7 protein-coding genes are annotated in these 15,020 nt (G+C 70.8%); 2 read left to right on the top strand and 5 right to left on the bottom strand.

Annotated features, from left to right (window positions below):
• Positions 1-713 precede the first annotated feature (713 nt).
• The gene (locus IPJ95_00820; protein ID MBK7922171.1) at positions 714-1,316 is read left to right on the top strand and encodes a hypothetical protein; all 603 of its coding nucleotides are present in this window, start codon (positions 714-716) and stop codon (positions 1,314-1,316) included.
• A 358-nt stretch (positions 1,317-1,674) separates the two neighbouring features.
• Here IPJ95_00820 and IPJ95_00815 read toward each other — a convergent pair whose 3' ends face one another.
• From IPJ95_00815 to IPJ95_00795, 5 genes are all read right to left on the bottom strand, one after another.
• On the bottom strand, positions 1,675-2,106 hold the full coding sequence (locus IPJ95_00815; GenBank protein MBK7922170.1) for a hypothetical protein: 432 nt from the start codon (positions 2,104-2,106) through the stop codon (positions 1,675-1,677).
• Between the two features lie 2,288 nt (positions 2,107-4,394).
• Positions 4,395-5,669 carry an IS110 family transposase gene (locus IPJ95_00810; protein MBK7922169.1) on the bottom strand — a complete coding sequence of 425 codons (1,275 nt, stop codon included), beginning with the start codon at positions 5,667-5,669 and terminating at the stop codon, positions 4,395-4,397.
• Between the two features lie 95 nt (positions 5,670-5,764).
• Entirely contained in the window at positions 5,765-6,496 is a 732-nt protein-coding gene (locus IPJ95_00805; protein MBK7922168.1) for a hypothetical protein, read from the bottom strand.
• Between the two features lie 1,120 nt (positions 6,497-7,616).
• The gene (locus tag IPJ95_00800; protein MBK7922167.1) at positions 7,617-8,165 is read right to left on the bottom strand and encodes a DUF1801 domain-containing protein; all 549 of its coding nucleotides are present in this window, start codon (positions 8,163-8,165) and stop codon (positions 7,617-7,619) included.
• Between the two features lie 889 nt (positions 8,166-9,054).
• A complete protein-coding gene (locus IPJ95_00795; protein ID MBK7922166.1) occupies positions 9,055-10,047 on the bottom strand; it encodes an integron integrase in 993 nt (330 codons plus the stop codon).
• A gap of 835 nt (positions 10,048-10,882) precedes the next feature.
• Between IPJ95_00795 and IPJ95_00790 the strand changes: the two genes are divergently transcribed.
• Positions 10,883-15,019 carry a fibronectin type III domain-containing protein gene (locus IPJ95_00790; protein MBK7922165.1) on the top strand — a complete coding sequence of 1,379 codons (4,137 nt, stop codon included), beginning with the start codon at positions 10,883-10,885 and terminating at the stop codon, positions 15,017-15,019.
• Position 15,020 lies beyond the last annotated feature (1 nt).

Genomic DNA, 15,020 nt, shown 5'->3' with positions numbered 1-15,020 from the left:
AATGAGGGCCTCTCGATCCAGAGTCGCTGCAGGCCTAGTCGTCCGGTTCAGTCTAACGCTCCCGCATCAGCTGCAGGGCGCGGCATAGGAGTGAGAACCTACCCGGCGGTACCGGGTGGTGCCAGCCCGGCGCCAACCGTCGGCCGCGCCCTGGCTGCTGCATGCGGATGTTAGACGGCGTCAGGGGTCGCGCAGGGACTGCGCCGGTGCACCACGCGGACACCGGGATCGGCGGCAGCTGGACAGAGGGCCGGCGGGCGGCCGGCGTGGGCTCCGCTGGCAGAGTCCCGCCCGGTCGGCCGCTTGGCGGCCCGGACCCCCGGCGGGCGCGCGACTGGCCAGGCCGAGGTGGGTGCCATCGAGACTTGGGCGCGGCGGGCACGGGGAACGGTCCATGCTGATCCAGCGTGCGGCCTGGGCCGCCCGGCCATGCGCGGGCCCAGTATCACATTCCCGGCGACATGCCTCACTGGGGAGTGCTTCTCCGCCGTCTAACAGCCTGCGCTTGACTTGCGGGCGCTGGGGCGGCCCCGCGGAGTGGATGGGCGACCGCGCCCAGCGGCCGGCGTGGCAGGGACTATGGCGATTCTAGCGCCCGGCAAGTCCAAGCGCCAGTTAGGCCGCGAACACGGCACGGGGCCGACTCCGCCGTGCGGATTGACTGAAACGGGCCGTGGCTTTACACTGCAAAGTACTTCTACATGGCGGCCACGATGTCGCTCTTCGACCTGCTGTTCCTGGTCCTGTTTCTCGTGGTACTCTGGACCATAGGCCGGCTCGGGATTCTCCTGGCTCGGGGACGGCGCACAGACGCGAAGGGGTTGGCCAAGCGACTCGGGTGGGGGCTCGGGGTCTACTTCGCCGCCATCGCGCTCGTCTCGCTCCTAAGTCCCCGCCGGTACTTGGGGATTGGGGACCAGCAGTGCGCAGATGACTGGTGCATTGCGGTCACTGATGGGCACCCAGATTCCCTGGATCGCGGACACTACGTTGTGGACTTCATCCTCTCGAGTCGGGCGCGCGGAATCACGCAGCGGGAGCGATTCGTGGTAGCCTATCTGCGGGACAGCACCGGGCGTCGGTACGACGCGGAGCCAGCTACCGGCGAGGTGCCATTTGATACGGCGCTGGGACCGCTGGCGTCGGTCACAACCTGGCGGCGCTACCGGGTTTCAGAAGCGTTGGGTGGACTAGGTGTCGTGATCTCTCGGGAGGGCGGATTCGACTTCCCGGGGTGTTGCATCATCGGGGACGAAGGGAGCCTGTTTCACAAGCGGACGATCGTCTGGCTGCCACGACGCACTGCTCCCGGGTGAGTCGGCCTAACCCCCCCCCCCCCCCCCCCCCCCCCCCCCCCCCCCCCCCCCCCCCCCCCCCCCCCCCCCCCCCCCCCCCCCCCCCCCCCCCCCCCCCCCCCCCCCCCCCCCCCCCCCCCCCCCCCCCCCCCCCCCCCCCCCCCCCCCCCCCCCCCCCCCCCCACCCGCGCATCACCTGCGTGGCGCGGTGCGGAACAGGGAACTATCGGCCAAGGTGAGCCGATTCTCAGTGCTGCGCAAGGCTATGGCCGCGCCACGTCTGGTGCATGCGCTAGTTAGACTGCGTCTGCCTGAGTCGTCGTAGGGCCTGCAATAGTCCGCGCGCCAAGAAGCGACCCGCGTCCGCGGTATTGGGGAGTTACGGCGCTCGCTCGTACTCGGTCAACGCCCCATAGTACGGCCGGAAGTCGAGAGACAGGTGCGACCCGTCGGTGGCGGCAAGCGCCAGTTCCTCCGGCGGAGAATTGCTAATCCAGATCCGCAGGCCGGCGGCGACCTGTTGGTAGGTGCCGTGGTACGAAATCGTGACTGCCGGAGCCGCGGTGGTGTCCGTCGGACAAACTGTTTGCACGGTGAGGAGGGCGACCCAGGAGTCGTCCGCCCCCAGGGTGAACGTGCCCGCGTTCACGTACTGGGTGCACCCTCCCGCGCTCAGGCCCACTGGGACGGTGAGTCCGTTGTACTTGCTGAGGCGATAGCTGCCGGTTATCGGGCCGGGAGCGGTACTGTCCGAGCACGCGATAGTTGCGAGTACAGCGAACGGGATCGCGAACCCGAGAATGGTCTTCATGTGGCCTCCTGATATTGATAAGCAGTCTAACGCTCCCGCATCAGCTGCAGGGCGCGGCATAGGAGTGAGAACCTACCCGACGGTACCGGGTGGTGCCAGCCCGGCGCCAACCGTCGGCCGCGCCCTGGCAGCTGCATGCGGATGTTAGACGGCGTCAGGGGTCGCGCAGGGGCTGCGCCGGTGCACCACGCGGACACCGAGACCGGCGGCGGCTGGACAGAGGGCCGGCGGGCGGCCGTCGCGGGCTGCGCTGGCGAAGTCCCGCCCGGGCGGCCGCTTGCCGGCCCGGACCCCCGGCGGGCGCGCGACTGGCCAGGCCGAGGTGGGTGCCATCGAGACTGGGGTGCGGCGGGCACGGGGAACGGTCCATGCTGATCCAGCGTGCGGCCTGGGCCGCCCGGCCATGCGCGGGCCCAGTATCACATTCCCGGCGACATGCCTCACTGGGGAGTGCTTCTCCGCCGTCTAACGCTCCCGCATCAGCTGCAGGGCGCGGCATAGGAGTGAGAACCTACCCGGCGGTACCGGGTGGTGCCAGCCCGGCGCCAGCCGTCGGCCGCGCCCTGGCAGCTGCATGCGGATGTTAGACGGCGTCAGGGGTCGCGCAGGGGCTGCGCCGGTGCACCACGCGGACACCGGGATCGGCAGCGGCTGGACATAGGGCCGGCGGGCGGCCGTCGTGGGCTGCGCTGGCGAAGTCGCGCCCGGTCGGCCGCTTGCCGGCCCGGACCCCCGGCGGGCGCGCGACTGGCCAGGCCGAGGTGGGTGCCATCGAGACTGGGGTGCGGCGGGCACGCGGAACGGTCCGGGCTGATCCAGCGTGCGGCCTGGGCCGCCCGGGCATGCGCGGGCCCAGTATCACATTCCCGGCGACATGCCTCACTGGGGAGTGCTTCTCCGCCGGCTAACGCCCGCGCATGAGTAGCGTGGCGCGGCCAGATGCGAAGAACTTACCCGGCCAACGCCGGGTGTGCCAGCAGGAAGACAACGGTCGGCCGCGCCACGCCTACTCCATGCGCTCACGTACACGGATCCTTTCGGGTTGTGTCCACCGTTCGATTCAAACGATGGTCCCCATTGCATGACCAGAGGGGGTACCAAGGCTTCGGCGAGCGAGTTGCGCGCCTCTGTCGCGGCTGCCGCGGCACGGCCTCGGGAGAAGGAGTTGAGTGCTTCTGTAAGTGTGACCGTCGTGAACACCAATGTATCTGTCTCCGGAGCCGGTGTCGCGATGTCAGGCGTCGTCGGGCCACCACAACTGGGAGCCAGCCTGGATCTGAATCTCAGCAACAGCGATGCACCGTCCGCTGGAAACGTTGCTGGGGCCATTGATCTTGGTGCCGGGAAGCACTTGGGGGTCTCTTTGAACGTTGCCGCCGGCAAGGACAAGCCACAACTTCTGGGGGGCGGAGCCTTGCATCTCGGTTACGCGATCGGCTCTGGTCCAATCCAAGGGAGCCTCGGGCTCCCGCAGCCGGCTCACATCACGAATGCGTGGTCTTGCGCCAAGGTGGGAACCGGATGCTAATGGCGTACCTCCGGTCGTTTTACGCGTTGACTGCTGCTGCAACCGTCGGCTACCTGCTGGGCGTGGCCATCCTGGTCGTCCGCGCCTGGCGATACCCGGCAAATCCCCGACGCTTGCCAGGGCCGTTCGATGTCTTTCGCCCCAAGGTATTCTCACCGGCTGGGCAGCCGTACCGCCGGCGTGCGCTACGCTTTCTCCTCTTGGGCGGCGCCATCGTGGCCTGCTGCTGGGCCATCGCCCTCCTTGCGTAGTGCCTCGGAGCACCTCCGGATTGTCGGGCCTCGCCCTGGGTGGGCGGGCCGAGTCTAGCGTCGCGTGCTCGCCGAGAGATTGCGGGGGCGGCGGGCCCGGGCTGGTTAGGAGCCTCCGGGGCCGGTGCGCATGGCGGGCCTCGCCGCGGAGAGAGAACAAGGGTGGTGGGGGCCCCAATGGTCCTCAAGACCAGCGGACACCGGTCGCTGCCGGGCCGGCCCCATTGAGTCGGATGCGAGCGCTCCTCTGCTCCATCTGCGGGGGCACGCGGAGGTCACCCCACCACCGCTGCCCCCAAGCTGTACGCGGGTGCATCGATTGTCAAAGAGCGCCGTGCAGCAGCGTGCCTGGCGGGACCGTCGCGCGACACTCACAGCTCGTCGGGCCTCGAGGGCCGTCACATCTTCATGGGCGATTCGGGTCCGAGCACGCGCCAGGGACCAGACTTGAGGGGGCGCTCGAGGCGCAAGGCTCAAGGGCGGTCAGGGCCGCGTGCTCCACGCGCGGCTCAATGTCGTCTGGAACTTACGCCGCGACCTGCCGGCGATTGCCCCGCCACCGGACTTCGTCGAAGGGCTGCCCGGTCTGCATGAGCGTGAGCAGCAGCGGCACCAGCTTCCGGGCCAGAGCGCACACGGCCTTGGTCCCCGGGATGCCCCGGGCCCGCATCGCCTCGTACTCGGGCCGGTACAGGCCCCGGGGCTGGCACCAGCGGCCGGCCAGCAGGAAGAGCTGCCGCCGGAGCATCGGCCGGCCCCGCTTGACCTGGCGCCGGCGGCCCTCGGTCGGTCTGGCCGCTCTGGCGGCCGGTGAGATTCATCCCGGCGAGCTTGAGGACCTGGCGCGGGTGCTGGAAGTCGGCCGGGGTGCCCAGCTCGGCCACGATCGTGGCGGCACAGGCGGCGCTGATCTCGGGGACCGAGAGCAGCACCCGGGCTTCGGGGCACTGGTCCACGAGCGCGACGATCCGGGCCTCGACCACGGCCAGTTGCTCCCGGACCAGCGCCCAGCGAGCGAGGAGCTGGGTGATCTCCAGCCGCCGCTCCGGCGTGGCCTGGGTGAGGGCGATCGTCTCCCGGGCTGACTGACGGAGCGTGGCTACCCGCTCGGCGGAGACGTGGCCTCGGGAGGCGGCCCGGATGTGCCGCCCCACGGCCTGTGGGGCCGCGGCGACGAACTCCTGCGGCAGCGGCCAGCGCTCCAGAATCGCCAGCGGGGTGCGCTTGTGGAGCCCGCTGAACTGCCCGAGGAACTCGGGCCACGCGAGATCGAGGACGCCCTGCAGCCGATTCCTGAACCGGGTGGCCTCGACCGTGAGCCGATGCCGCTGGACCGACAGCAGGCGCAGCTCGACGTAGGGCGTCGTCAGGAACGGGAAGCGGACGAAGATCCCCATCCCGACGAGCCGGGCGATCTGGGCCGCGTCCTTGGCGTCGGTCTTGAGCGGGCTGTTGTCCTCCAGCTCCTTGGAGCGATTGGTGTGGGCCGGGAGCACATTGACCACCGGATAGCCCCGATCGGCCAGGAACCGGGCGAAGGTGAAGCCGTGGTGCCCGGCGAACTCCAGGCCGACGAGCATCTGGGTCGGGCTGAGGCTGGGAAACAGGCCCTGCAGGTGCGCGTGGGTGGCCTCGAACCCCGCCCGGCTCACGTCCACCCGGAAGGGCCTGGAACGCCGCCCATCGGGCCCCTGGGCCACGAGGACGTGGAACTGCTTGGCCGTGTCGACGCCGACCTGCACGGGGAACTGGCGGGCGTAGGCCTGCTTCTCATCGGGGGTCATGGGGTGGCTCCGGGGTGAGGGGGCGGAGGAGCCACCGAAGACAGCGCGGGCCTCAGGGAGGCGTCAAGCGGGAATAGATGTCTGGTTAGGCGGCGCTAGTGCATGGGAGGCAACGCAGCACGGAGAAGCGTGCCTTCCTCCTTGCTCAGCAGGTACAACGCGTGGTGCGGGGCGTCGACAGCGAAACGCCAGATCCCAGTCGCTCCGGTAACACGAACGGGACGCAGCCAAGCGCCGCTTGGGCTCAGGAGGGCGAATTCCGCGGGCTCGTTGGCCCCGCCTTGCAGCAGCAGCCAGAGTGTATCTCCAACGGTGCGCCCATCCAAGAGCACCGCCGGAAAGTAGAACCCGGCCGGGCTGGTGTCACGGCGGGTGCGCTCAAACAGTCCTTCCCGCAGCCGAACCAGAACGGAATCCGGGAGGGTTGCCGTCCACAACAGCGAATCAGCCGACGAATAGCGGTCCACCGTGCCGTCCACGATATGGAGTACCCAGGCTGAGCCATCGTCGGCGAGGGCGGGAGCCGAGTAGTTCCTGAGCGCCGGGGGAATGCGACCGGCGGCTAGATCCGCCTTGCCCGCCGCGAAGTCGTACTGCAGGTCTGGGGGCGTTGAGGGGGCTCCCAGCGATGATCCAAGTTCGCCGGAGGGCCCAAACCGGAGCGCCAGCACATTGCGGAGGCCGTGACGGGCAATCACCCCGGCACCGGAAGCATTGAAGGCAACGCCGGCGATGCTGGTGCCAGGGAGCCCCCCATAGCTGCGAACGAACAACCCGGGGAGCGTGAAGACGTGGACTTGGTCGTTCCCGAAGTCCAGCACGCGCAATGTGTCCCCGGCGACCGAGAGTGCTCGTGGGGCAGCCATTTCCCCGGGGCCGCGCCCCTCACGGCCAACGGACCGTAGGACGGTCCCTTGCTGGTCGAGCACGAGGACGCGGTGGTCCCCCGGGTCGGACAGGTATATGTAGCCGGCAGTGTCTACGGCGAGATCCTCGGGCGCAGCAACCTCACCATCTGCTGGCCGCACGAGTGTGTCGGTGGCGGACAGAAGGGTGGCCGACGGATCAATGGCCGGCGCCTCCCGGCCGCAAGCGGCGAGGGCGACGGATGTGACCAGAAGTAGCGGTCGTGAGCTCACAGCGCTTCCAAGAAAGCCGCCTAACGCCCGCGCATGACCAGCGTGGCGCGGCGAGATGTGGAGAACTTACCCGGCCGACGCTGGTCGTGCCAGTCTGGAACCATCGGTCGGCCGCGCCACGACTGGTCCATGCGCTTGTTAGGCCACGCTTGTGATCACTCTAGGAGTGAGGCCCGGTGGACCTGGTGTTGGAGCAGGAGTGCGCGCACTGTGCTCCAATCCGCCCCCAGGAGTTGAGGCTGGGGAGGGGGGTCCGTGCCGATCCAGTCGAGGATGCGAATATCGGACATACCGGCCAGTTCATCGGGGTCGGTGGAGTCAACCACTGCGGCTAGCCCCCGGTACAGCTCATCGGCCGCCTGGAGGTCTGCAGAGGTTGGCGGCGCTTCTGGCGGAGGAGCGGTGGGCTCGGCCATCAAGGCCCAAAGGCTACGAAGTCCGAGCGGGGCGCCCGGCATCACGGAGTCACTAAGCATCGCCAGGGCACGGAGTTCATGACCCGGCGGGCGAATGCTGAGCGGGGTCGCAACGAGAGTCTCGGCCGCCTCGTCGAGGGCGCGGAGTCCAGCGGGTCCGAGCAGGGCAAGCAACCGGTGTCGGGTAAGGGCCTCAGCGAGGGATCCGGTCAATAGAGAGGCCGCCGATGGATAGATACCGCGGCGGTGGGCGTCCTGCACCGCGAGGGCCCATGCGTGGGGAGGCGTTGGCATAGATTGTGAGCTGCTAGTGTGGCAGCCGAGTAGCGCGACGAGTGTAACAACGCTTGGGAGTGGTCGCATAGAGTCACGTCGTGGCCTAACGTTCACGTTCAGCGGCGCGCCGTCTTTGGGCGCGTCCGCTGCAACGTGTTGTTGGGCGGCTTCTGGGTTGGCCGACGCGGGCGTTGTTTCGCCGAGACCGACTTGATCACCGTATCGCCTCGCCCGAGTGTCGGCAGAGGAGTCTTTGCCTTTCCAATTGCTGCGCGAATCAAGGCCTCCACCGCTGGACACGCCAGTGTTGCCGCACTGTCGAGACGGACGTAGCGATTCTGGTTTCCGCTTCCGAGCAGGATCCCGTCGGGATCTGGCAACGATGAGCCGTAGTAAAACGAGAGGGCTACGCCCTTCGGCGAGATGGCCAGCGAGACGAGACAGTCGGACGCGCGCTCAGTCGCTGAGAATCCGATCGCAAGGAACTGATAGTTGTCGTAGACCAGTTCGGTGGCGGTGGGAAGTCGCTTGCGGAGCGCCGCGCGGGTTGCGCGGGCCAGTCTCCCGACCGCCGGATCGTACTTGGCCATGAAGCCAGCGAGCTGCTTGGCCGGGGATTCATTGGAGGCGATCGGGTGATCGCGCTTCGGACCGCTACGCCTCATTCGACGTCTGCTGAGAAATGCCGTTTCAAAATGCCCGCCCAACGGCCCCGCATCAGCTGCAGGGCGCGGCATAGGAGTGAGAACCTACCCGGCGGTACCGGGTGGTGCCAGCCCGGCGCCAGCCGTCGGCCGCGCCCTGGCAGCTGCATGCGGATGTTAGACGGCGTCAGGGGTCGCGCAGGGGCTGCGCCGGGGCACCACGCGGACACCGGGATCGGCGGCGGCTGGACAGAGGGCCGGCGGGCGGCCGTCGTGGGCTGCGCTGGCGAAGTCCCGCCCGGTCGGCCGCTTGCCGGCCCGGACCCCTGGCGGGCGCGCGACTGGCCAGGCCGAGGTGGGTGCCATCGAGACTGGGGTGCGGCGGGCACGCGGAACGGCCCGTGCTGATCCAGCGTGCGGCCTGGGCCGCCCGGCCATGCGCGGGCCCAGTATCACATTCCCGGCGACATGCCTCACTGGGGAGTGCTTCTCCGCCGTCTAACGCCCGCGCATGACCAGCGGGCGCGGCTAGATGTGGAGAACTTACCCGGGCAGGGCCGGACGTGCCAGCCTGGCCACCGCGGCCGCGCCCTGGCTGGTCCATGCGCGTTAGCGCGGCGGCGGCGCGCGGAGCCGGCCCACGCCAGGCCCGGCGCGCGCAGGTGACTCGGCGCCCCGCCGGGGGCTGCGCGGGGCCCGCCCGCCGCGTCCCCGGGGGCGGCGTCGGCCCGCCGCCGGCGGCCCGCGGACACCGGCCCCGGGGTGCCCCGGCGGCCCGCGGCGGGGCGTGCTCCCGGCCGGCGGTGGCGCCCGGCCGCGGCCCCCCCGCCGCACCCGCACGCCTCACGGGAGTGCCCCGTCTAACTTGTGATTCTACTGCGGACCGGTCCTCGGTCACCAAGCTAACCCCTTAGCTGTGCGGCGGCGACCCCGCCCCCGGCAGCCGGTCCGCCGGGCTCCGTACCCCCAACCCCCCGCGATTCAGCACGTGGGTGTAGATCATCGTCGTCCCCACCTCCCGGTGCCCCAGCAGCTCCTGCACCGTCCGGATATCGTACCCCGCCTCCAGCAGGTGCGTCGCAAAGGAATGCCGCAGGCTGTGACACGTCGCCCGCTTCACCACCCCCGCCCGCCGCACCGCCTCCTTGAACGCCCGCTGCACCGCCGACGCATGCAGATGATGCCGACGCACCTCCCCCGTCCCCCGATCGGCATACACCCGCGTCGCCGGAAAGACCCACTGCCACCCCCACTCCCGACCCACCCCAGGGTACTTCCGCCCCAACGCCCCCGGCACCTCCACCACCCCCCGGCCCGCCGCCAGGTCCCGCCCATGCACCCGCCGCGCCGCCGCCAGCTGCCCCCGCAACAGCTCGACCGCCGCCGCCGGCAGCATCGTCACCCGGTCCCGACCCCCCTTCCCCTGCCGCACCCGGATCTCCCCCCGCGCCTCGTCCAGGTCCTTCACCCGCAAGGTCAGGCACTCCATCAGCCGCAACCCCGCGCCATACAAAAGGAGCCCCACCAACCGCATCGCCCCCCCCAGCTCCCCCAATACCCGTTCCACCTCCTCCGGCGTCAGCACCACCGGCAGCCGCGCCCGGCTCCGAGCCCAGTGCACCTGCCCCAGCGACGCCAACGGCCGCCCCACCACCTCCCGGTACAGGAACAGGAGCGCACTCAACGCCTGCACCTGCGTCGCCGCCGCCACCGCCCGCTCCACCGCCAGGTGGGTGAGGAACGCCGCCACCTCGGCCTCCGCCATCCCGGCCGGATGCCGCTTCCCGTGAAACCGGATGAATCGCACGATCCAGCCCAGGTAGGCCCGCTCGGTCCGCGGGCTATACCGCCGGAGCCGCATCTTATTACGGCACTCCTGCAGGAATACCGACTTCTGCGCCATGCACCACGGTAGCCCGGCCTCCCCCCGCCACCCCCACCCGGCCGACGCAGCACCCCCCCGCCAAAACGCGCCCCGGTCGCCAGCCCCCCCCGGGCACCCGAACCGGGAGAATTGCCGACGGAGCTGCAGTCCTTGCCCGCCGACTCGTAACCATTGCCGCCGCAGTTGCGGGCATTGCCCGCCGACCTGCAGCCACGGCCGCCGAAGTTGTCCCCGTTGCCGGAGGACCCAGGTTCCGCGCCGACGGTCCGGGGAGCCGTGCCGGCCAATCCCGGAACCCGGCCGCCCGATCCGGGAGCCATGCCCGCCGACCCGGGAGCCCTTCCGCCGGACCCAGACGGGCTGCCGGCCGATCCCGCCGCATGTCCGACTGATCCTGGCGAACGTCAGCCCGATCCCGCCGCACGGCCGACCGATCCGGTCGCATGGCCGCCCGACCCTGCGGCGTTGCCGGCCGACCCGGGAGCATTGCCGCCCGACCCTGCGGCGTTGCCGGCCGACCCGGGAGCATTGCCGCCCGACCCTGCGTCATTGCCGGCGGACCTCGCCGAATTGCCGCCCGACCCTGCGGCGTTGCCGGGCGAGCCAGCATCATTGCCGGCGCATCCGAGGGCCCCTGCCGGCCCTTGAGGGATCCTTCGGTCGCTGCGCTCCCTCAGGATGACAGCCCTTCATGACGAACCGCCGAGCCGCCGAGCCGCCTATCAATAGTTTCACCCCTCCCACCCCCCTCCCTTATACCAGCCACTGCTACCTTCGGCTCATGGCCCCAGTCAGGCGCCTGCCGCGCTGCTGCCACACCCCGTGACCGCCGTGGCCTCCCGGACGATGCACCATGCCAGACTCCCCCCGTCCTGATTCGAAACGCTCCCTCCGCTCCCTGCTCCTCCTGGGAACGTCCCTGGTCGCCTGCTTCCTCGACGACTCGACCGGCCCGCACCGCATCAACCGGGTGCAGCAGGTCGTCGTCACCGCCGCCACCCAGTTCCTGGCCCCCGGCGATACCGTCCACATGGTGGCGCAGGTCCTCGACTCCGCCGGCCGGGATCTCCCGACCGAAGCCGTCACCTGGTCCAGCAGCTCGCCCCGCGTGGCCCACGTCGACGCCCACGGCATGGTCATCGCCGACTCGATCGGCGCCACCACCATCAGCGCCACCGCCGGCGGCAAGCAGGGCCACGCCGACCTGACCGTCCAGCTCACCACCCTCTGCGCCTGCACCCGGATCCTCGACTCGACCTCGGTGCGGCTCATCGCGTGGAACGACACCACCGGCATCTACATCTTCGAGGTCCTCCGCGCCCCCGCCCCCGACACCGACTCCGGCACGATCATCGTCGGCGCCCAGGGCCAGGGCTACCTCCGCCGGGTGCTGCACCGCGAGCTGGTCGGCACCCGCCTGACCCTGCGCACCACCGAGGCGTACGTCGAGGAGGCGGTGCAGGACGGCGGCTTCGAGAACACCGCCTTCACCGACGCCGCCTCCGCCGGCGCCCTCCGCCCCGGCCAGGGCGGCTGGGTCGGCCCCTGGACCACGGTCTACATGGCCCCCGGCGTGCGTCTCATGGCCAACGGGCTCTGCTGCACCCTCGACGGCCTCGGCTTCAACCTCAAGCTCGGCGGCGCCGTGGCCGGCACCCTCGACTTCAAGGTGAACCAGGGCCACATCGACTTCCTCCCCCGCATCGACGTCGGCGCCCGCATCAGCTGGTTCCGGCTCAAGGAACTCCACGCCATCCTCCGCGGCGACCTCGGCCTCTACCTCGACAGCTACGAGATGAAGCTCGCCGTCACCGGCAGCGGCAACGTGACCGAGAAGTACAAGAAGGAAAGCGAGACCTTCATCGAGCAGCGGCGGCCCTACGTGACGTTCATCGGCCCCATGCCGGTGCTGTTCATCTTCACCAAGAAGATCTCCCTCGACCTCACCCCCACCGTCACCGCCAGCACGGTCTTCACCGGGAAGTTCCAGGCGGGCGTGGGCGTGGCGGCCGGGGTCCAGTGGAACCGCGGCGTCGGCTGGCAGCCGGTCTCCGGCGCCACCTCGCTCTTCGACGCCACCGCCCCGCAGTTCGAGGGGGTGGAAGGCGCCGCCTCGCTCCGCATCGCCGTGGTGCCCGAGCTCAACGTGCTGGTCTACGGCGTGGCCGGCCCCTACGTGAACCTCGAACCCTACGCCGAAGCCGCCGCCGCCGCCCTCCTCGGCTTCAACGCCGGCCTCCCCGTCTCCCTCGACTGGGAGACCAAGGTGGCCCTCGGCCTCAACCTCAACCTCGGCGCCAAGTTCTCGCTCTTCGGCAAGAAGGACCTGCTGCAGACCGGCTTCGCCATCCCGCTCATCCAGCCCCGGAGCCTGATCCGCAACTTCAGCGACGGCCCGCTCATGGTCCGCACCATCACCACCGGCCAGGACCTGCCCCCCTCGATCGGGCTGGCCCTCCGCCCCGCGTTCCTCGACACGCTGCCGCTGCTCAAGATCCGCGACCTCCGCCACGACACGGTGGACTCGATCATCCTCCCCAACGGGAGCCTCCAGCTCACCCAGGTCCGCTCCGGCAAGGGCTTCCCCCACCACGTGGGGCTCACCCGCCTCGCCGGGAACTGCTACGACAGCCTCCCCAACCCCGACACGGTGGCCATCGCCTCGAGCGAGATCATCGCCCTGGGCGGCACCGCCACCGACACGCTCTTCCGGGTGCACTGCATCCCGCTCGCCGACCTGCTGGTCCGCACCACCACCACCGGCCCCGACCAGCCGGCCCGCTACGCCGTGACCGCCACGCGCCGCGACACCACCGGCGTCGGCCGTGCCGACCTCCCCGAGACGATCCAGGTGCCCGGCGGCCTCACCCCCGCCGACACGGTGCTCGAGGACTTCATCCCGAAGAACCCGCGCCGCGGCGGCACCGGCCGCCTCGACCTGACGCTCAACGGGGTGCGCCGCAACTGCGCCGTGGCCCGCCCCGCCACCAACCAGCTGGTGATGCTCTCCGGTGACACGGTGGTCTCCCAGTACACGGTGACCTGCGTGCCCCTGGGGCACCTCGACCTCCGCACCGCCACGCTGGACCTGGACCCCGTGCCGGTCTCCGACACGATCCGCTACGCGCCGCTGCTCACCCCCGCCGCGGCCATCGACACCGCGCCCGCCGCCCCCGCCACCCTGGTGGCCGGCGACAGCGCGCTGCTGAGCGGGCTGGTGCCGCTCTACAACGCGAGCGGCGCCCCGGGGCGCTACACCGTGACGCTCGGCAACGCCCCCAACCGCTGCACCGACGCCGCGGCCTTTGCCCGCGTGGCCACGGTGTTCCCCGGCGACACCGCGCGCGCCGACTTCAGCGTGCGCTGCGTGGAACGGCTGCAGGTGATCACCCGCACCACCGGCCCCGGCACCGATCCCGGCGGCTACGACGTGGTGGTCACCCCGGTGCTCGGCACCCCCGACACGCTGCACATGACCGTGAACGACACCCTGGGCATCGCCGGCATCGACCCCGGCGACGTGACCGTCTCGCTCGCCGACGTGGAGCCGAGCTGCATCGCCCCCGCCGCCGTGCCGCGGCTGGTGAGCGGCCGCGACTCGACGCTGGTGACCTTCCAGGTGAGCTGCCCCGCGCCCGCCCCCGTGACCGGCCTGGCCGCCACGCGGGTGGATACCAATCGCATCGACCTGGCCTGGAACCCGGCCGCGCCCAACACCGGCGTGATCCGCTACCGGATCTACCGCGACAACGCGCTGCGCGACTCGAGCACCACCCCCGGGTACAGCGACCAGGGGCTCACCCCCTTCACGCTGCACGCCTACCAGGTGACCCCGGTGAACAGCGCCGGCCTGGAAGGCGCCCGGAGCGCCACGCTGCAGGTCCGCACCCTCGACGCCACCCCGCCCGGCGCCCCCGTGGCGCTCGCGGCCACGGCGGTGAGCGGCAGCCGCATCGACCTCAGCTGGCAGGCCGCCCCCGATCCCGAGACCGGCGTCGGCGAGTACCGGGTCTTCCGCGATGACGTGGAAGTCGGGCGCACCGCGCTCACGGCCCTTGCCGATACCGGCCTGGTGCCGAGCACCAGCTACGCCTACACGGTGCTGGCGGTGAACGGGCAGGGGCTGGTCGGGCCGTTGGCCGGGCCGGTCACGGCCACCACGCTCGACGTGACGCCGCCGTCGGCGCCGACCGGGCTCGCCGGCACCGCGGTGAGCAGCACCGCGATCGACCTGGCGTGGAACCCCGCGGATGACGCCGAGAGCGGCATCCAGGGCTACGAGGTGTATCGGGACGGCGCGCGGGTGGGCAGCACCGCCGCCACCAGCTTCAGCGACGCCGGCCTGGCCCCGAACACCGGGTACAGCTACACCGTGCGCGCGGTGAACGGCGCCGGGATCACCGGGCCGTCGAGCGTGGCCGTGCTCGTGGCCACCCTGCCGGACCAGACGCCGCCCGGCGTGCCGGGCGGGCTCAGCGCCGTGCCGCTGAGCGGCACCGCGATCACCCTGGCGTGGACCGCCGCGGGTGATCCGGAGAGCGGCATCGCCTGGTATCGCGTCTACCGCGACGGCGTGCTGGCCGACAGCACCACCGGCCTGGGCTACACCGACGCCGGCCTCGTCACCGGCACCACCTACAGCTACGAGGTGTCGGCGGTGAACGGCGCCGGCCTCGAGGGGCCGCGGAGCCCGGCGGTCAGCGCCACCACCCCGCTGCCCACCACCGGCGACCTGCTGGTGACCACCGAGACCACGGGCACCAACCTCCCCGCCGGCTACGACGTGCGGGTGGAGGGGAAGGGCGTGGGGCTGCTGCAGCCCATCGCGGCGAACGGCAGCGTCACGTTCCCGGGCCTCATCCCGCAGAGCTACTTCGTGCGGCTGCGCAACGTGCCCGGCAACTGCACCGTGGCCGGCCCGACGCCGCGCACCATCGTGGTCACCGCCGGCCTGCTGGCCGCCACCACCTTCACCGTGACCTGCCGGTAAC

The sequence above is a fragment of the Gemmatimonadota bacterium genome, assembly GCA_016713785.1.
Lineage (GTDB): Bacteria > Gemmatimonadota > Gemmatimonadetes > Gemmatimonadales > GWC2-71-9 > JADJOM01.
This window is presented reverse-complemented; position numbering and strand designations above follow the sequence as displayed.

Coding starts and splice junctions, on each gene's coding strand:
- IPJ95_00815 (MBK7922170.1), bottom strand. CDS start 2,106: ATGAAGACCATTCTCGGGTTCGCGATCCCGTTCGCTGTACTCGCAACT.
- IPJ95_00795 (MBK7922166.1), bottom strand. CDS start 10,047: ATGGCGCAGAAGTCGGTATTCCTGCAGGAGTGCCGTAATAAGATGCGG.
- IPJ95_00800 (MBK7922167.1), bottom strand. CDS start 8,165: ATGAGGCGTAGCGGTCCGAAGCGCGATCACCCGATCGCCTCCAATGAA.
- IPJ95_00790 (MBK7922165.1), top strand. CDS start 10,883: ATGCCAGACTCCCCCCGTCCTGATTCGAAACGCTCCCTCCGCTCCCTG.
- IPJ95_00810 (MBK7922169.1), bottom strand. CDS start 5,669: ATGACCCCCGATGAGAAGCAGGCCTACGCCCGCCAGTTCCCCGTGCAG.
- IPJ95_00820 (MBK7922171.1), top strand. CDS start 714: ATGTCGCTCTTCGACCTGCTGTTCCTGGTCCTGTTTCTCGTGGTACTC.